Raw genomic sequence first — 18,595 nt, 5'->3', positions numbered from 1 at the left:
GACAATGACAACAAACCTTTGCAGGCGCCCATCCTTGGGTGTTTCTGCGAGCAATAAATGTCGCGGGGAGCAAATGGCAAGAGTACTAATCGTTGACGATTCGCCAACAGAAACTCACAAACTTACCACTATACTGGAGAAGAACGGCCACGCAGTGATCGCCGCCACCAATGGTGAAAACGGGGTCGACGTCGCGCGCCAGCAGCGGCCCGACGTCATTCTGATGGACATCGTGATGCCGGGCCTCAACGGCTTCCAGGCCACACGCCAGCTGAGCAAGGACAGCGACACCAGTGGGATACCGATCATTATCGTCACCACCAAGGACCAGGACACCGATCGCGTCTGGGGTATGCGCCAGGGGGCTCGCGCCTACCTGACCAAGCCGGTGGATGAGAGCCGGTTGCTGGGTGCTATCGAGGAGGTGTTGGCCTAGGCCAGCTGCTGACTCAGTGCCGTCAAAAGTGCCGTCAAAACAGTCCCCATATCTCGCCCTGGTCGATATCGCCAACCGTGCCAAGACGCAGGCGGCGGGCCTGCCCGGGCGGCAGGAGGTCAAGCCTTACTGGAGTGGTATCGGTTTCTCCCTTCTGGGTCATCGTTTCGTCTCCTCCATGGAGGAGGTGGTGGAATTGCTCGAAGTCCCCCAGCATACCTTTATCCCCGGAGCCCAGCCCTGGGTGTGCGGTGTGGCCAATGTGCGCGGCCGCCTGTTGCCGTTGTTTGACCTGGCGGCTTTTTTCGGCGGCGGTCTCAGAGGGGCCAAGCAGCGCCGCCGCGTGCTGGTGGTGGAGCACGGGAAGATTTACGCGGGGCTGATCGTCGACGAGTTGCACGGCATGCAGCACCTGGCACTCGAATATGCCAGGCGCGCCCCGGGCGACCTGATGGAGCCTTTTGCGCCGATGGTCAACGGCCAGTTTGCGCTGCAGCAGGAGCGATGGCTGGTTTTCGATATGCAGGCGCTCATTAACGATTTCCAGTTTATGGATGCCGCGGCCCAGTAAGCCGCGGCTTCGGTTTTTTCTCTTTCGGGGAATCTGCGACGGCCCCGTCGGTGGGGGCTGTTGCGGACAGAGCGTTTAACCAAGTAGTGATATAAAAAGAATTGGCCTGACCCTCAGGTCCGCCAGGAGTAAACTATGAAAACAGGCTCCCAGAGTTCCTCTTCCGCGCTGCGCAGTAACCCGGCAGCGCTGTTTATGGGTCTGCTGGTACTCGCCACACTGGCGGGGCTGATTGTCAGTATCTACCTGGTGCAGACCCAGGGCGACCGCGATAAAAAGTACCTGCAGCAGGTGGCGGAACTCCGCGCGCTGTCATACCAGGTGGTGTCACTCGGTCCGGAGGCCACTGCAGGTGACGAAGAAGCCTTCGACGAGCTGCAAAAAGTGGTCGGCGAAATGGCCGGGATCTGGAACCGGCTGCAGGGCGCCGACGCCGGCACCCGCCGCGCGCTGGAGCAGGAGCTGGCGGATTACGCCCAGATCTGGCGCCAGGTGCGCGAACAGGCGGACACCATCCTCGGCAATAAGGACACCATTATCTTCCTCAACGATGTGGCCAGTACGCTGAACGATTCGCTGCCGGAACTACAGGCGGAACACAACAACATCGTGGAAATCCTGCTGGCCAACAGCGCCCCGGCGAACCAGATCGAGCAGGCGCAGTTGCAGGTATGGCGCGCGGAGCGGATCGGCCGGAACATCGACAAGATGCTGCAGGGCGGTGAAGACGCCGAAGCCGCCGCGGACCAGTTCAATACCGACGCCAGCCTGTTCGGTAAAGTGGTGGAGGGCATGAAGGGCGGCGACGTGGTGATGGGCATCTCCCGCGTGACCGACCCGGAGGCGCGCCAGTCGCTGGATGAGATCACCGAGCTGTTCGAGTTCGTGAGCTCCTCCGTGCGCGAGATCTTCGAGGCCACCCCGGCACTGTTCGCCACCCGCCAGGCGGCGGACGGTATCCTGGCCTCCTCGCCGCAGCTGCTGGAATCCCTGAACGTCCTCAACGACCGCATCGTCAACCTGTCCGGCGAGCGCCAGCCCAACAACCAGACCATCATGATCATCACCGGTGTGTTCGTGATGCTGATCTTCGGCATGATGATCATGGCCTTCTCCGGTACCCGCCGCAGCCTGAAGGAGGAGTCCGAGACCAACGAGCGCAACCAGCAGGCCATTATGCAGCTGCTGGACGAACTGGCCGATCTCGCCGACGGTGACCTGACCACCTCGGCCACGGTGACCGAGGCCTTTACCGGTGCGATCGCGGACTCCATCAACTACACCATCGACCAGCTGCGGGTGCTGGTATCGCGGATCACCGGTGCGGCCCAGGAAGTATCCGGGCTGTCCCAGGAAACCCAGCAGACCGCACTGCACCTGGCCGAGGCCTCCGAGCACCAGGCGCAGGAAATTGCCGGGGCGTCCGCGGCGGTGAACGAAATGGCCGTGACCATCGACCAGGTATCCGCCAACGCCGCCGAATCGGCCCAGGTGGCGGAGCGCTCGGTACAGATCGCGAGCAACGGCGCCAAGGTGGTACAGAACACGATCAAGGGCATGGATACCATTCGCGAGCAGATCCAGGACACCTCGAAGCGGATCAAGCGGCTGGGTGAGTCCTCCCAGGAGATCGGCGATATCGTGAGCCTGATTAACGACATTGCCGACCAGACCAACATCCTCGCCCTGAACGCCGCCATCCAGGCGAGCATGGCCGGTGACGCGGGTCGCGGCTTCGCGGTGGTAGCGGACGAGGTACAGCGCCTCGCGGAACGTTCCGCCGCGGCGACCAAGCAGATCGAAGGCCTGGTAAAAGCGATTCAGTCAGACACCAATGAGGCGGTTGTCTCGATGGAGCAGACCACCACCGAGGTGGTGCGCGGTGCCCGACTGGCCCAGGACGCCGGTGTCGCCCTGGAGGAGATCGAGGGCGTATCCACCAACCTGGCCGCCTTGATTCAGAACATCTCCAACGCCGCCCGCCAGCAGGCCTCTTCCGCCGGCCACATCTCCAACACGATGAACGTGATTCAGGAGATTACCTCGCAGACCTCCGCCGGTACCCAGGCCACAGCCCAGTCCATTGGTAATCTGGCCAAAACCGCCAACGCCCTGCGTGAATCCGTCGCCGGCTTCAAGCTGCCCAGCGAGGAAGGCGTCGAAGAGAGCGGCGAGCTGTACGATGTGGAGCTGCCGGAAATGGCCGGGGAGGACTTCTCGCTGCTGGACGGCGAAGAACTCTCCGTGGATGAGCGTGAGGACCGGGCCCTGGCCTGATCCGGTGGGGAATTTCAAGGTGCATGGATGATGTCCCGTTTCGGGTGCTTTGCGCCGGCGTACAGATTGCACTACTGAGGACTTGCCGTGAGTCACGACAATCCCAATTTTCTGGCCCTGGACTGGCTGACGGGTGAGATAAACGAGACGCTGGCGCAGGCGCGCCAGCAGTTGGAATCCTTCGCCTCCGATTCGTCCGACAAGGCGCCGTTGCAGAACTGCCTGGAGCTGATCCACCAGGTGCACGGCAGTCTGCATATGGCGGAGCTCAGCGGTGCGGCCATGCTCGCCGGGGAGATGGAGCAGTTGGTGCAGGCGCTGGCCGTCGGCGAGGTGGAGAACACCGACGAAACGCGCGAGTTCCTGATGCGCGCGCTGCTCGAACTGCCCCTCTACCTGGAAAAAGTGGCATTCCAGCGCCGGGACAATGCGGTGTTGTTGTTGCCCCTGCTCAATGACCTGCGCGCGGTGCGCCGCGAGCGACTGATCACCGAGGGTGGGCTCTTCTCCCCCGATCTCTCCGCCCTGGAGCAGGTATCCGGCAAGCGCCAGCCCCTGCTCGCCAACGAAACCGCGCTCCAGGAACTGGTGGGCAAGCTGCGCAAAATCTACCACGTGGCCGCCGCCGGGCTGATACGCGACGTGAACAGTGGCGAGAGCCTCGCCTACCTGGTCAAGGTCGGTGAAAAGATGTCGCTCCTCTACAGCGGCAGTTTGCGCCAGCCCCTGTGGCGGGTACTGCTGGGCCTGTTCGAGGCTATCGGCGAACACCGCCTCACCGTAATGCCGGCATTGCGCCAGCTGTTGCGCCGTATCGACGTGGAATTCCGCCTGCTGGCCGGCCGCGGCGCGCCGGTGCTGGACGCCCCCCTGGATCGCAGCCTGGTGCGCAACCTGCTGTTCTACGTTTACCTGAGCGGCCCCAACGGCGCGCGTTGCAAGACTCTTTACGACACTTTCGCCCTGGATAAGGCCGTTCCGGGCACGCCGCGCCCGGATACCGAGGACGCCCTGGCCATGGGCCCGGAGGCCTTGGGTACCGCGGTGGCCGCCCTGCGGGAGGAGCTGCGCTCGGTGCGCGAGGCCCTGGAGCCTGGCACCGCCGATGCCGAGCGCCCGTCGCTCTCCGATACCGCCGCGGTTGCCAAGCGGTTGGCGGACACCCTCGGCATACTGGGGTTGGAGAACCAGCGCGGCTACGCGCGGGGTATCTACGAGTGCCTGCGAGATGCGTCCCGCGGCGAGAACACCGACGACCTGCTGATGCAGGCCGCCGGAGACGTGGTGCAACTGGACGCCAGCCTCGCCGCCGCCGTGACCCGGGACAAAAAAATGGACAGCGGCGGGCCGCTGATGGGCGACGCCACTGAGACGGTGCTGCGCGAGGCGCGCACCGGCCTGGAAGCGGTCAAGGAATCGGTGGTGGAATATATCGCCAGCCACTGGGACATCAGCTACCTGAGCCGTGTACCGGAGCGACTGCAGGAGGTGTGCGGCGGTCTGGATATGGTGGGTTACCGCCGCGCCGGTGAGATAGTGAGCGCTTGCAAGCGCTATATCGGCGAGCAGTTGATCGACGCTGCCGAGCAGCCGGAGTGGAAGCTGCTAGACACCCTCGCCGATGCCATTACCAGCGTCGAGTATTACCTGGAACGCCGCGCCGACGGCATCGAAGACGCCGATATGTTGCTGGCGCTGGCGGAAGACAGCGTTGCGACCCTGGGTTTTGCGGTTGCCGGCGGAGTCGCACCGGCGGAGGAAAAAGCCGAAGCGGAAAGAACTGCGGAGGAAAGCGCTGTAGAGGAAGGCGCTGTTGAAGTGGAACCCCCTGTCGGGGAAGCGGAAGCCGCCGCGACGGATGACTGCGAGCTTGATTTGACGCCCGAGCCCGCCGGAACTCAGGGCGAGGAAATGCAACCCCTCGAAACGCAGCCGGCCGAAATGGAAACCGCCGGGTTGCAGTCCGACGGCGGTGAGCAGTGGGAGGAGCCCGCCGCTGTCGCCGGGGGACCGCAGGTGCCGGAGGCGCGCGAGGAGGACAACTGGTTTTCCGGTGAGGAGAGTCCGGAGGCAACCGCGGCTGCGGAGGCCGTTGCCGCACCGGCGGCGGCCGAGATGGATGACGACGAGAGTCTGATCGACGACGAGATTGTCGAGATATTCCTCGAAGAGGCGGCCGAGGTGCTGGAGACCATCGGTCTCTATTTCCCCCAGTGGGCCGCCAACTTTTCCGATAAAGACGCGCTGGTGGAATTCCGCCGGGGCTTTCACACCCTGAAGGGCTCCGGGCGCATGGTCGAGGCGCTGGAAATCGGCGAGTTGGCCTGGGCGGTGGAGAACATGCTCAACCGCGTTATCGACGACACGGTCAAGCCCCAGCGCGCCCATGCGGAGCTGGTGGATCAGGTGCGGCGAAAACTGCCGTCGATGATCGAGGGCTTCCGCCTCGGCAGCGGCGATCCGGAACCGGAGCGCACCGCGCAACTGGAGGGTTGGGCTCAGCAGCTTTCCCGCGGCGAGGTGCCGGCGGAACTGGCGCAGCGGGCGGCGGAGCCGCAACGGGCGCCCGAAGTGGAGCCGGATACCGCCGCTCCGACCGAGGAGAGCCTGGAGGACAGGGACCAGCTGTGGGAAATTTTCGCCCAGGAGGCGGAGACCCATCTGGTGGTGGTGGACGAGTTCCTCGCCGAAATGCGCGAGGCGGCGCCCCTCTACGGTGTTCCATCGGATCCCCTGCACCGCGCCCTGCACACCCTCAAGGGCTCCGCCCACATGGCCGAGGTCAAACCGGTGGCGCAGCTGGTGGCACCGTTGGAGCGCTTTGCCAAGGAGCTGCGCACTTACCGGATACCCATCGATGCGGATATCTACGAACTGATCGGCGACGGCGCCGGCTATGTGCGCGGTGTCCTCGAACAGATATACACCGGCGAGCCCCTGGAGCTGGACCGGGCCGAGCAGTTCCTCGCCCGCGTGGCGGAGCTGCAGGAGCGAGCCGTTGGTCACCTGATTCGCGAGCGCGAGGCCAGCGAGCCGCGCGCAGTGGATCCGGAACTACTGGCGGTGATCATGGCCGACGGCATGAAGGTGCTGCTGGACGTGGACCAGATGCTGAACCGGTGGCGCCGCCGTCCCGGGGACAAATCGCTGCTGGAGCCGGTGGCGGAGGAACTGGATATATTGCAGGAGGCGGCCGCCCGGGCGCAGCTTCCCACCCTGGCGGAGCTGGCCGGGCTGTTGCTGGCCGTCTACCGCAGGGTGATCGGCGGTCAACTGGAAGAGGAGCCGGCACTGTGGGCCGCCTTGGAACAGGGCCACAACGAGCTGCTGGACCTGGTGGACGCTGTTGCCGCGACCCAGGACCTGCCCGAGGTCAGCGAGGCAGTGGGTGAAGCGCTGCGCTCGCTGGCCCAGGGGGAGAGCGATACCTCCGCCGACGATGACTACGACCTTGCGGAACTGGGTATCCACAGTGAGGAACTGCCCGCCGCTGAGGAGCTGTCCGGAGGGCGGGTTGACGCGGGTGCAGAAGAATCTGGCGAGTTGGGCTTTGATGACCTGCTCGCCACAGAGCCCGCTGGTGAGCCGCAACTGGAGGAAAGCGAAACCATCGCCGAGGCCCCGGCGGCGGATCAACCGCAGCGGGAACAACCGGCCGCCGGCCCCGACGCCGAGTTGCAGGCGCTGCTGGCGGACGTGGACCCGGACGTGGTCGACGTCTTTATGGAAGAGGCCGGCGACCTGGTGGACGAACTGGAAGAGTTGATCCAGGGCTGGGAGCAGGCGCCGGGGGACAGCGGCCCGGCGGAGGCCCTCAAACGGGTACTGCACACCTTCAAGGGTGGTGCGCGCATGGCCGCGCTGATGGGGCTCGGCGAAGTGGCGCACCGGTTCGAGACGGTAATCGAGGGCATGCGCGGCGACGCCGAGCCCCCGGCGGAATTCTTCGCTGACGCCCACGCCATCTACGATCGTATCGCCGCCGGCGTGGAGACAGTGCGCGCCTGGATGGGCGGGGAGCAGCTGGATGCCTTTGCCCAGCTGCTGAGCACCCGCTGGGCCGACGAACAACCGGCGGACAGTCCCGAGCCGTCGGGCTATGGCCCCGAGCCGGAACTCCGGGGCGCGGACAGCGCCGGCGTGACGCCGGAGCTGCCAGCGGATACCACGCCGGCCGCGGAGGAGGTGGTTCCCGCCCAGCTGCCGGAAGTTGCGGCAGAAACTGCCAGCAATGTGTTGCCGTTCATTCGCAAGAAAGGTGCCCCCGGCGAGCGCGACGCGACCTCGGGCCGCGGCCAGCCGCAGGAGATGGTGCGGGTGGCGGCGGAACTGCTGGAAGAGCTGGTCAACCTGGCCGGTGAGACTTCCATTTCCCGCGGGCGCCTGGAAGAGCAGGTGAGCGAATTCGGCCTGGCGCTGGAGGAAATGGACGCGACCGTGTTCCGTCTCAACGAACAATTGCGCCGGCTGGATATGGAGACCGAGGCGCAGATCCTGTTCCGCCAAGAGCAACTGGCGGAACAGGACGACAATTTCGATCCGCTGGAGATGGACCGCTACTCATCCATCCAGCAACTGTCCCGCTCCCTGCTGGAATCTACCTCCGACCTGATGGAGCTGCGCGCCACCCTGGGCAATAAGGCCCGGGACACCGAGACGCTGCTGCTGCAACAATCGCGGGTGAACACCGAATTGCAGGAGGGTCTGATGCGCAGCCGCATGGTGCCCTTCTCGCGTCTGGTGCCGCGTCTGCGTCGCATCGTGCGCCAGGTGAGCGCGGAACTGGACAAGCAGGTGGACCTGGTGTTCTCCAACGTGGAGGGCGAACTGGACCGTTCCATGCTCGAACGCATGGTAGCGCCATTGGAGCACATGCTGCGCAACGCCGTGGACCACGGTATCGAAACCCCGCAGGACCGGGCGAGAGCCGGCAAGGCCGAGCGCGGCCGCATCAATGTTGCGCTGGAACGCGAGGGCAGTGAGGTGGTGCTCACTATCAGCGATGACGGTGCCGGCATCAATCTGATGAAAGTGCGCCAGAAGGCGGTGGAAAGCGGCCTGATGCGTCCGGACGCGGAGCTGTCCAACACCGAAATTCTGCAGTTTATCCTGCAGGCGGGCTTCAGTACCGCCGACAAGGTGACCCAGATTTCCGGTCGCGGCGTGGGCATGGACGTGGTATCCGCGGAGATCAAACAGATCGGCGGCACCGTGAACATCAGTTCGGAGGCCGGCCTGGGCACCGAGTTTGTGGTGCGCCTGCCGTTTACCGTATCGGTCAACCGGGCGCTGATGGCGCGCGTGGGCGACGACGTGTTCGCGCTGCCGCTCAACACTATCGAGGGCATAGTGCGCCTCAGCCCCTTCGAACTGGAGCATTACTACCGCGACAGCGAGGCGCGCTTCGAGTATGCCGGCGAGCCCTATCAGGTGAATTATTTCGGTACCCTGCTGCAATCCCGGGCGCAGCCCAAACTGAGCCTGGAGGATATGCAGCTGCCGGTGCTGCTGGTCCGCTCCGAGGGTCACGCCATGGCGCTGCAGGTGGACGCGATCATGGGCAGCCGCGAAATCGTGGTGAAGAGCCTGGGGCCGCAGTTCGCCGGCGTACAGGGGGTCTCCGGAGCCACGGTCACCGGCGACGGCACCGTGGTGGTGATCCTCGATCCGCACGCGCTGTTACGCCGGCAGGCCGCCCAGTTGGCGCGTCCGGAAATGGCCCGCCTGGCGCCGGAACCCCAGCCGGAGCCGGCGGCGGAGGAGCGCCAGCAGCGGGTAATGGTGGTGGACGACTCGGTGACCGTGCGCAAGGTCACCACGCGTTTCCTGGAGCGCGAGGGCTATCTGGTGAGTACCGCCAAGGACGGGCAGGACGCGGTGATCCAGCTGCAGGATATTCTCCCCGACGTGATCCTGCTGGATATCGAAATGCCGCGCATGGATGGTTTCGAGGTGGCGCGGCACATCCGTTCCAGCAGCCGCCTGCGCGACATCCCCATCGTGATGATCACCTCGCGCACCGGCAAGAAGCACCGCGATCACGCCCTGTCCCTGGGGGTAAACCACTACCTGGGCAAGCCCTACCAGGAGGAGGTGCTACTGGCGGCAATCCGTGAATACACCTCCGCGCCGGCGGTCGGCTAAACCAACGATAAAGCAGAGAGTGTTGGCGATGAGTGGAATTAAAGCGCTGCCGGTGGATACCCCCCAGGAGGTGAGCAGCCTGCTGCTGCCACTGGCGGACGGCCAGCTGCTGGTACCTGTGGACACCCTGTCAGAGGTGATCGCAATGCAGACCCCGGTGGCGGCCTACGACGCCCCGGATTGGTACCTCGGGGAACTCAGCTGGCGCGAACAGCGCCTGCCACTGATGTCCTTTGAAATGATGCGCGGGCAGTCCCTGCCGGCTATGCACGGCAGCTGCCGGATTGCGGTCCTGTGCAGTGGTAATCCCGGCGGGCGCCTGCCTTTCTTCGCCCTGGTGCTGCAGGGTACACCCCGGCTGGTACGGGTGACCCCGGACGAACTGGCGGGGCGGGAGCGGGACTGCAACCAGGGGGAATTGATGCATGTGGCACTGTCCGGCGAGGAGGCAGTGATTCCGGACCTGGGTGGGCTGGAGCAGGCCTGTTTAGCAATGCGGAATGCGGAATGATGAATGCGGACAAATTTTCTGGAAAAAATTTGGACGCCGAAGGCGCCCGCAGGGTGAGCGCCATGGATGGCGCGAGTCAATGCGCGATTTAACGCTGTACATGTCCGAATGAATCCGGGCCGCGCCCAGGCTTGACAAGAGGCGGGGTTCACGCAGATCCTGTCCGCATTCCGCATTCCGCATTCCGCATTCCGCATTCCGCATTCCGCATTCCGCATTCCGCATTCCGCATTCCGCATTCCGCATTCCGCATTCCGCATTCCTCACTGCTCCCGGCAGATTTGTCAGAACAGCTCCTCCGGCACCGATTCTCCCGACTGTTCCCCTTCACTGTCGTCTTCGTCATCATCATACCCAGGCTGGTACGCACTGTAGGTCTCGCGGCCGGGCACCCGGTTGGCACGGAAGATTTCAAACATACCGCCGCGGGAAGTGCGCAGGCCGGTGCGCGGATTGATGCGCACGGTCACTATGCCGTCCGGCTGCGGCAGGTGGCGCTCCGGCAGCCCCTCCAGCGCGGTACTCATAAAGTCGATCCAGATTGGCAGTGCGGCGGTGCCGCCGTATTCGGTCTTGCCCAGTTCGCCGTTGGAGTCGAAACCGACCCAGGTGCTGGTGGCCAGGTGGGAACTGTAGCCGGAGAACCAAGAGTCGCGCGGGCCGTTGGTGGTGCCCGTCTTGCCAGCGATATCGCCGCGTTTCATAACCAGTGCACGCCGCCCGGTGCCCTTCTTGATGACGTCTTTCAGAATCGAATCCATGATGTAGGCGGTTTCCGGGGATATGGCGCGGGGCGCCCGGGGGCGCCCCCGTTGCGCGGCGTCGCTGCGTAGCGGATTGACCGGCAGGCGGCGCAGTTCCAGCGGCTCCTCCCCCTCTTCCAGTATCTCGGCTTCCAGCTGCGCATCCGCGAGATTCACTGGCTCGAGCGGCAGTGTTTTGCTGCCGTCGTCCGGGCAGTCGCGGCAAACGGTGAGCGGCAGCGCCTGGTAGACCACCTCACCATTCACATCCAGCACCCGGTCCACCAGGTAGGGCTCCACCCGGTAGCCGCCGTTGGCGAAGGCGGCGTAGCCGCGGGCCACTTCCAGCGGGGTGAGCGCCGAGCTGCCCAGGGCAATGGTCAGGTTGCGGGCCAGTTTGCTGCGCTCGAAGCCGAAGCGCTCCACAAAGCCCAGTGCATAGTCGATGCCCAGTGCCTGCAACAGGCGGATGGAGACCAGGTTGCGGGACATGTACAACGCTCTGCGCAGACGGATGGGACCGAGGAATTTGCCGCTGGCGTTTTCCGGGCGCCACACGTCCTGTAGGTTGGTCTCCTCAAAGATGATTGGCGCGTCGTTGATGATGCTGGCTGCGGTATAGCCCTTCTCTATAGCCGCGGAGTAGATAAACGGCTTAAAGTTGGAGCCCGGCTGGCGCGCCGCCTGGGTGACGCGGTTGAAGTGGCTCTGGTGGAAGTCGTAGCCGCCGACAAGCGCGCGGATGGCGCCGTCCTCCGGGGCCAGGGAGACGAGGGCGCCCTGAGCCTCCGGCACCTGGGCCAGATGCCACTCCTCGCGTACCTGGGGCTCCACCACCGGCGCGATAGCACCCTCTTCACCGGGGTCGGCAAAAGGGTCGGAGGCCAATTGCTCCCCGTCCTCCAGGGGGGGGGGCTGGTCGCCGGGTTCTTCGGGGCTTATCTCTACGCGGCGCAGGCGGATCACGTCGCCGGGAGCGAACATCTCGTCGGCGGACTTCAGGCGCGGTCCGCGGGCGTTTTCCGAAAGGTAGGGACGGATGGAGGACAAGCCGTTTTCCCACAGCACCTCCACCACGCGGCGGTCGCGCAGTTGCACCCGCAGGCGCTGGGGCTCCACCGCGGTCACCACCGCCGGCTGCAGGCCGCCGAGCACCGGGATCTCCTTGAGCAGGTCCACTAACTGGTCGCTGTCCTGCAACAGTGCGGCGTCCAGGCGCTGCTCCGGGCCCCGGTAGCCGTGGCGGGCGTCGTAGGTTTCCAGGCCTTTTTGCAGGGCGCCGCGCGCGGCCGCCTGTAATTTGCTGTCCACCGTAGTGATCACCTGATAGCCGTCGGTGTAGGCGGCATCGCCAAACAGTTCGACGGCTTCCTTGCGTGCCATCTCCGCGATATAGGGGGCGTAGAGGTCCAGGTCGCGACCGTGGTAGCTGGCGGTAACCGGGGCGGTGATGGAATTCTTGTAGTCATCCTGGTCGATGTAGTCCAATTCCAGCATGCGCTTGAGGATCCAGTTGCGGCGGACCAGCGCGCGGGTGGGATTGGCGATAGGATTGTAGGCGGAGGGGGCCTTGGGCAGGCCCGCCATCATCGCCCACTGGGCGAGGTTGAGTTCGTCGATGCCGCGGCCGTAGTAGACGTGGGCCGCGGCCTGGAAGCCGTAGGCCCGGTTGCCGAGAAAGATTTTATTGATGTAGAGTTCTAGGATATCGTCTTTGTCTAGTTCCTGTTCGATCTGCAGCGACAGCAGTATCTCGTTAAACTTGCGCACGAAGCGTTGCTCGCGGCTGAGAAAGAAGTTGCGTGCGACCTGCATGGTGAGGGTGCTGCCACCGGACTGGATGGAGCCGCTTTGCAATAATTGTGACGCAGCTCTCACTAAGCCTTTAATCGATACGCCATTGTGGGAGTAAAATCCTGCATCTTCCGCGGCCAGGACGGCCTTCACGAATAGCTCGGGCGTTTGCTCGATAGTGATGGGGTTGCGCCGCTTCTCGCCGAATTCCCCTATCAGCTTCATATCCCGGGAGTAGACCCGCAGCGGCGTCTGCAGGCGGATGTCGCGGAGGCTCTCCACCGATGGCAGGCCGGGCTTGAGATACAGGTAGATGCTGGCAAAGGCCATGGCGGCGGCGGCGATTCCCGCCGTGCCGAGCCAAAGGAGCGAGAGCAGGCGGTTGCGGGTCTTTTCGGTCATGAGTTGCTTCTGGCTTACGTCTGAATCGGGTCAGATTAACAATTATACGAAGATTGTGCGCTGTTACCTATGCAAAAGGCGGTTGCAGCTGTAATTTAAAGTGCTATAACATCAAACTCTCATAACCCACGGAAAAGATAAGAAAAATGGGGATGCTCCCTTTTCTCAACAAGGGCCCGAAGGCCATGCTGGGGCTGGATATCAGCTCCACCACGGTCAAGTTGCTGGAGCTCTCCCGCAGCGGCGACAAGTATCGGGTCGAATGTTACGCGGTCGAGCCCCTGCCTCCCAATGCGGTGGTGGACAAAAATATCAACGATGTCGCCGCCACCGCGGAAGCCATTCGCAAGGTGGTGCGCCGATCCAAGACGCGCCTGCGCCAGGCAGCGGTGGCGGTGTCCGGCTCCGCGGTGATCACCAAGACCCTGGAAATGCCCGCCGATCTCTCCGACGACGCTCTCGAGGCGCAGATCGCCCTGGAGGCGGATCAGTACATTCCCTATCCGCTGGATGAAGTGAATCTCGACTTCGAGGTGCAGGGCCCCTCGGAAAAGGGAGAGGGTCAGGTGGAAGTGCTGCTGGCGGCCTGCCGCAGTGAGAATGTCGAACAGCGGGTTTCCGCGCTGACCGACGCCGAACTGCAGGCCGGGGTGGTGGATGTGGAAGCCTACGCCATCGAGCGCGCTTACACCCTGCTGGAACGCCAGTTCCCCCCCCAGGAGCAACTGGTGGTGGCCGTCATCGATATCGGCGCCACCATGAGCGCGCTCTCGGTGCTGGTGGATGGCAAAACGGTGTACACCCGCGAGCAGCTGTTCGGGGGTCGCCAGCTTACCGACGAGATCCAGCGCCGCTACGGTCTCTCCTCGGAAGAAGCGGGGCTGGCCAAGCGGCAGGGCGGCAGCGGCCTGCCGGACGATTACTACCCGGAGGTGCTGGAGCCCTTCCGCGATGCCGTGGTGCAGCAGGTCACCCGCTCGCTGCAGTTCTTCTACTCCTCCACTTCCTACAGCGACGTGGATTACATATTGCTCGGCGGCGGCGTCGCGGCCATGGACGGGCTGGTGGAACTGGTGGGGCAGAAGCTCGACAAACCCACCATTGTCGCCAATCCCTTTCAGGATATGACGGTGGCCTCACGGGTCAATCGCCAGGCGCTGGCCAACGAGGCGCCGGCGCTGATGATCGCCGCCGGCCTGGCGATGCGCGAGCGGGAGTACTGAGATGGCCAAGATCAACCTACTTCCCTGGCGCCAGGAATACCGCGCACAGAAGCAGAAGGAATTTCAACAGGTGGCGGTGCTGGCGGTCATTGCCGCCTGTTTTGCGACGTTTATGTGGATGAAAACCGTCGACGCACAGATTTCAAACCAGAACGAGCGCAATCAGATACTGCAGACGGAAATAACAACGCTCAACAAGAAGGTGCGTGAAATCAAAGACCTGAGAAAGCGCCGCCAGGAACTGATCGACCGCATGCGGGTTATCCAGGAGCTGCAGGGCAACCGCCCGCTGTCGGTGCGCTACTTCGACGAGATGGTGCGCAGTGCACCCGAGGGGTTGTGGCTCACCCGCCTGAAACGCAGCGGCAACACCATGCAGGTCTCCGGGGTGGCGGAGTCCAACAACCGGGTGTCGTCCTTCATGCGCAACCTGGACCAGTCGGAGTGGTATCAGGAGCCCAACCTGACCGGCGTGACCGCGAAGCCCGAATTCGGCGAACAGGCCAGTGCTTTCCAGATGACTGTCAGTGTGAGCGGGCGCAAAAAAGAAGAAGACGAACAACAAGGCGCGGATAATTAAGAGGCCTGGCCATGGCGCTAGAGGATACGCTCAAACAATTGAATCAGCTCGATATCAACGATATCGATTTTTCCCGCGTCGGGGTCTGGCCCCTGGCGGGGCGGGTTGTCCTGCTGTTGCTGATTGCGGCGGCCCTGGTCGGTGGGGGCTATTGGTTCATGATCAAGGACCGCTATCAGCAGCTGGAGTTCGCCGTCAACAAGGAGCAGGAGCTGTTCACGCAGTTCGAGAAAAAATCCTTTGAGGCGGCCAACCTGGATGCCTACCGGGAACAGCTGGCGGAAATGGAGGAGACCTTCGGCGCCCTGCTCAACCAGCTGCCCAAGGACACCGAAGTGCCCGGCCTGCTCGAGGATATCGACGAATACGGCCGCGGCAGCGGGCTTACCATCCAGAAAGTGGCGCTGGAAGACGAGCAGGTGGGTGAGTTCTATGTGGAGCTGCCCATCCGTATCGAAGTGCAGGGGGGCTATCACGAGTTCGGCGCCTTTGTCAGTGGTATCGCCGGTATGCCCAGGATCGTGACCCTGCACGATTTCGAGATTCGGACCGGCAGAGAGAGTGCCGGGCTGCTCAGCATGACCATCAACGCCAAGACCTATCGCTACAAAGAGCAGGGGGAGGAGGGATGAAGAAGTACTTCGCTCTGATACCGGTTCTGCTGGCCGCCGCGGGCTGCAGCCTGGACGGCAGCCACAGCGACCTGCGCAAGAAAATGGCCGCAGTTGAGCACCAGCCCAAAGGGCAGATTGAGCCCATCCCGACATTTACCCCCTATAGCCCCTATGTCTACAGCGCCGCCGCGCTGCGCAGCCCCTTTAGCCGGCCGGTGCTGGAGGAGGACCAGCGCCTGGTGGGTCGCAGGCTGGACGTGGCGCCGGACCTGGACCGGCAGCGCGAACTGCTGGAGCGGTTCAGCTTCGACGCCCTGTCTATGGTGGGCACCCTGTCCCGCGCTGGCCAGGTGTGGGCGCTGGTCGACGACAGCGAGGGCGGCATTCACCGCATTACCATCGGCAACTACCTGGGTAAAAACCACGGGCGGGTGGTCGGCGCCAGTGCCAACAAAATCGACGTGTTGGAAATAGTACCGGATGGCACCGGTGGCTGGATCGAAAGGCCGCGGGCGCTGACTTTGGAAGAGAAGGACAATTGATAATGATCAACAGGCAACTCGCCAAAGTGTTGGCGTTCGGCAAGACATTGCTGCTTATTCTGGCCCTGCTGCCGCCGGCGCTGCAGGCCCAGGTCAATAAACTCAACGATATCCAGTTCTCCGAGCTGCCCGGCGGCCGGCTGCAACTGCGACTGTCCTTTACCGATACCCCGCCGGAGCCCACCGGCTACACCATCGAGCAGCCGGCCCGCATCGTGATGGATTTTGCCGGGGTGGAGAGCGCCCTGCCGGAGAAAAAATACTCTTTGGGAGTGGGCAGTGCGCGCAGTGCAGTGGTGGTGTCCGGTGAGGGGCGCACGCGCCTGATCATCAATCTGGACCAGTTGCCGGTGTATACCAGCGAGCGCAAAGGCAACCAGGTGGTATTGGAGGTGGGTGCCGATGCGGCTGCCACCGCGTCGGTGACGGCTGCCCCCGCCCCCGCGGCTACCGCGGCACACAGCGGCGGGCTCGACCTGGGCGGGCAGGAACGTTTCCGCGCGGCCAGCGATGTCGCCATTCGCAATGTGGACTTCCGCCGCGGCGACGCCGGAGAGGGCAAGGTGATCGTCAGTCTTACGGACCCCGCGGTGAATATCGATGTGGAGCGCCGCAAGGGCAAGATATACTTGACGTTCCTCGGTGCGGAACTGCCGGAGTCCCTGCGCCAGCGCCTGGATGTCACCGACTTCGCCACCCCGGTCAACTCCATTACCGTGGACTACGACGGCCGCAACACGGTGATCGCAGTAGACCCCTCCAATACCGATTATGACTACCTGGCCTACCAGGCGGATACCGAGTACGTGCTGAGCGTCAAGCCGCTCACCGTGGCGGAAATCCGCGAAAAGGCAAAGGAATTCCAGTTCACGGGTGAAAAATTGTCGCTGAATTTCCAGGACATCGAAGTGCGCTCGGTACTGCAGCTGATCGCCGATTTCACCGACCTCAACCTGGTGGCCAGTGACACTGTGTCCGGCCGTATTACCCTGCGCCTGGACGGCGTGCCCTGGGACCAGGCGCTGGACCTGATCCTCCGTGCCAAGGGCCTGGACAAGCGTCAGGAGGGCAATGTGATCATGGTGGCGCCGGCGGCGGAAATCGCCGAGCGCGAGCGGCAGGAACTGGAGACCCGCAGGCAATTGGAAGAGCTGGCGCCGCTGCGCACCGAGTATATCCAGATCCGCTACGCCGATGCCGGTGAATTGTTTGCCCTTTTCTCCGGCGGGCGGGGAGATGGTGGCGGAGGCTTTGGCGGTGGTCAGGGCAACTTCGCCGGCGGCCAGCGCGACGCAGACCAGCGCAGTATCCTGTCCTCCCGCGGCAGCGCCATCGTGGACGAGCGGACCAATACGATCATCCTCACCGATACCGAGGACAAGATCGCCCAGTTCCGGGAATTGATATCGGCGATCGATATTCCCATCCGCCAGGTGATGATCGAGGCGCGGATTGTTATTGCCAACACCGACTTCCAGAGAGAGCTCGGTGTGCGCTGGGATTATGTCGAGGACCACGATATCGACGACGATAAAATCGGCATAGGGTCCGGCAGGCAGCAAGGTAATATTGTAAGTGGCAACGGTTCGGGGCCGGATGTCACATCGCCCACCAGTGACCACCTTCCTGTGCTGGTGGATCTCGGGGTGGCCGACCGGGCCGGCAGTATCGCCTACGCGATCCTGAAGGAGAATTTTTATCTGGGCCTTGAGCTTTCCGCGCTGGAAGACATGGGCAAGGCGGAAATTGTCTCCCAACCGAAAGTGGTTACTGGTGACAAGCAGGAGGCCAATATCGAGTCCGGTGTGGAAATTCCCTATGTGGAAGCGACATCCTCCGGCGCCGCTTCGGTGACCTTCCGCGAGGCGGTGCTGAAACTGAATGTCACCCCGCAGATTACCCCGGACAACAATATTATTATGGCCCTGGATATCGACCAGAACAGCGTGGGCGAACTGGTCACCAATATCGCAACGGGCGGTACCATTCCCTCTATCAACGTCAATACCCTGCAGACCAAGGTGCTGGTCCGCAACGGTGAAACCATTGTGCTCGGGGGGATTTTCGAGAGCCAGGTGATCGAAGGGGAAACCAAAGTGCCGCTGCTGGGCGATATCCCCTTCCTGGGGCATCTGTTCAAGACCTCCCTGCGCCAGGACGACAAGCGCGAAATGCTGATCTTTATCACCCCCCGCATCATGGAAGACGAACTTTTCTTCACCAAGTGATCAACCGCTCCATCTTCCTTGTCGGCCCCATGGGGGCCGGCAAGTCCACCATCGGCAGGCTGCTGGCGACGCAGCTGGAGCTTCCTTTTGCCGATTCCGACAAGGTGCTGGAAGAGCGCACCGGCGCCGATATTCCCTGGATTTTCGACGTAGAGGGCGAGGTTGGATTCCGCCGGCGCGAGAGCGAGGTGCTGAGGGACCTCTGCCGCGGGGCGCCGCAGGTGGTGGCCACCGGCGGCGGGATCGTGCTGCTCCCGGAGAACCGCGAGCAACTGCGCCAGTACGGCCTGGTGGTTTATCTCCAGGCGAGTGTGGAGCAGCTGCTGGAGCGGACTTCGAAAAGCAGCAACCGACCCCTGCTGCGGGTGGCGGACCCGCGCGCGCGCATTATCGAACTGGTGCGGGAGCGGGACCCCCTCTATCGCGAAGTGGCGGATATCATCTGTGACACGGACGACTGCACCCCCAAGCAGGCCGCGTCGATGGTGGCCGAGCGCCTGACCCAGGACCCACCCTTTAAATAACCTCTA

At 63.4% G+C, this 18,595-nt stretch carries 12 protein-coding genes; 11 read left to right on the top strand and 1 reads right to left on the bottom strand.

Going from position 1 to position 18,595, the window contains the following annotated elements; genetic code table 11:
* The first annotated feature begins 73 nt into the window (after nt 1-73).
* From pilH to ACRC0P_RS11055, 5 genes are all read left to right on the top strand, one after another.
* Nucleotides 74-436 (top strand): twitching motility response regulator PilH, encoded by a 363-nt coding sequence (gene pilH / locus ACRC0P_RS11075; RefSeq protein ID WP_438630828.1) that lies wholly within the window; start codon nt 74-76, stop codon nt 434-436.
* Between the two features lie 28 nt (nt 437-464).
* Entirely contained in the window at nt 465-1,007 is a 543-nt protein-coding gene (locus ACRC0P_RS11070) for a chemotaxis protein CheW (protein ID WP_438630826.1), read from the top strand.
* A 135-nt stretch (nt 1,008-1,142) separates the two neighbouring features.
* The gene (locus tag ACRC0P_RS11065; protein ID WP_438630824.1) at nt 1,143-3,284 is read left to right on the top strand and encodes a methyl-accepting chemotaxis protein; all 2,142 of its coding nucleotides are present in this window, start codon (nt 1,143-1,145) and stop codon (nt 3,282-3,284) included.
* A gap of 87 nt (nt 3,285-3,371) precedes the next feature.
* A complete protein-coding gene (locus ACRC0P_RS11060; protein ID WP_438630822.1) occupies nt 3,372-9,428 on the top strand; it encodes an Hpt domain-containing protein in 6,057 nt (2,018 codons plus the stop codon).
* Nucleotides 9,429-9,456: 28 nt separating this feature from the next.
* Nucleotides 9,457-9,939 carry a chemotaxis protein CheW gene (locus ACRC0P_RS11055; RefSeq protein WP_438630820.1) on the top strand — a complete coding sequence of 161 codons (483 nt, stop codon included), beginning with the start codon at nt 9,457-9,459 and terminating at the stop codon, nt 9,937-9,939.
* Nucleotides 9,940-10,223: 284 nt separating this feature from the next.
* Here ACRC0P_RS11055 and ACRC0P_RS11050 read toward each other — a convergent pair whose 3' ends face one another.
* Nucleotides 10,224-12,878 (bottom strand): penicillin-binding protein 1A, encoded by a 2,655-nt coding sequence (locus tag ACRC0P_RS11050; protein ID WP_438630818.1) that lies wholly within the window; start codon nt 12,876-12,878, stop codon nt 10,224-10,226.
* 146 nt (nt 12,879-13,024) lie between these two features.
* Between ACRC0P_RS11050 and ACRC0P_RS11045 the strand changes: the two genes are divergently transcribed.
* Genes ACRC0P_RS11045 through aroK form a run of 6 tightly spaced genes read left to right on the top strand, consistent with a single transcriptional unit; the run spans nt 13,025 to nt 18,589 of the window.
* Complete coding sequence (locus tag ACRC0P_RS11045; RefSeq protein ID WP_438630816.1) at nt 13,025-14,101, top strand: pilus assembly protein PilM; 1,077 nt, start codon at nt 13,025-13,027, stop codon at nt 14,099-14,101.
* Nucleotide 14,102: 1 nt separating this feature from the next.
* Nucleotides 14,103-14,681 (top strand): PilN domain-containing protein, encoded by a 579-nt coding sequence (locus ACRC0P_RS11040; protein ID WP_438630814.1) that lies wholly within the window; start codon nt 14,103-14,105, stop codon nt 14,679-14,681.
* An 11-nt stretch (nt 14,682-14,692) separates the two neighbouring features.
* On the top strand, nt 14,693-15,313 hold the full coding sequence (locus tag ACRC0P_RS11035) for a type 4a pilus biogenesis protein PilO (RefSeq protein WP_438630812.1): 621 nt from the start codon (nt 14,693-14,695) through the stop codon (nt 15,311-15,313).
* Entirely contained in the window at nt 15,310-15,837 is a 528-nt protein-coding gene (locus ACRC0P_RS11030; protein ID WP_438630810.1) for a pilus assembly protein PilP, read from the top strand. Before ACRC0P_RS11035 ends, ACRC0P_RS11030 begins: the two co-directional genes overlap by 4 nt.
* Before the next feature lie 2 nt (nt 15,838-15,839).
* Complete coding sequence (pilQ, locus tag ACRC0P_RS11025) at nt 15,840-18,065, top strand: type IV pilus secretin PilQ (RefSeq protein WP_438630808.1); 2,226 nt, start codon at nt 15,840-15,842, stop codon at nt 18,063-18,065.
* On the top strand, nt 18,062-18,589 hold the full coding sequence (aroK, locus tag ACRC0P_RS11020) for a shikimate kinase AroK (protein ID WP_438630806.1): 528 nt from the start codon (nt 18,062-18,064) through the stop codon (nt 18,587-18,589). The genes pilQ and aroK overlap by 4 nt, the downstream gene beginning before the upstream one ends.
* Nucleotides 18,590-18,595: the final 6 nt, after the last annotated feature.

The sequence above is a fragment of the Microbulbifer sp. genome (assembly GCF_051659245.1).
Classification (GTDB): Bacteria; Pseudomonadota; Gammaproteobacteria; order Pseudomonadales; family Cellvibrionaceae; genus Microbulbifer.
This window is presented reverse-complemented; position numbering and strand designations above follow the sequence as displayed.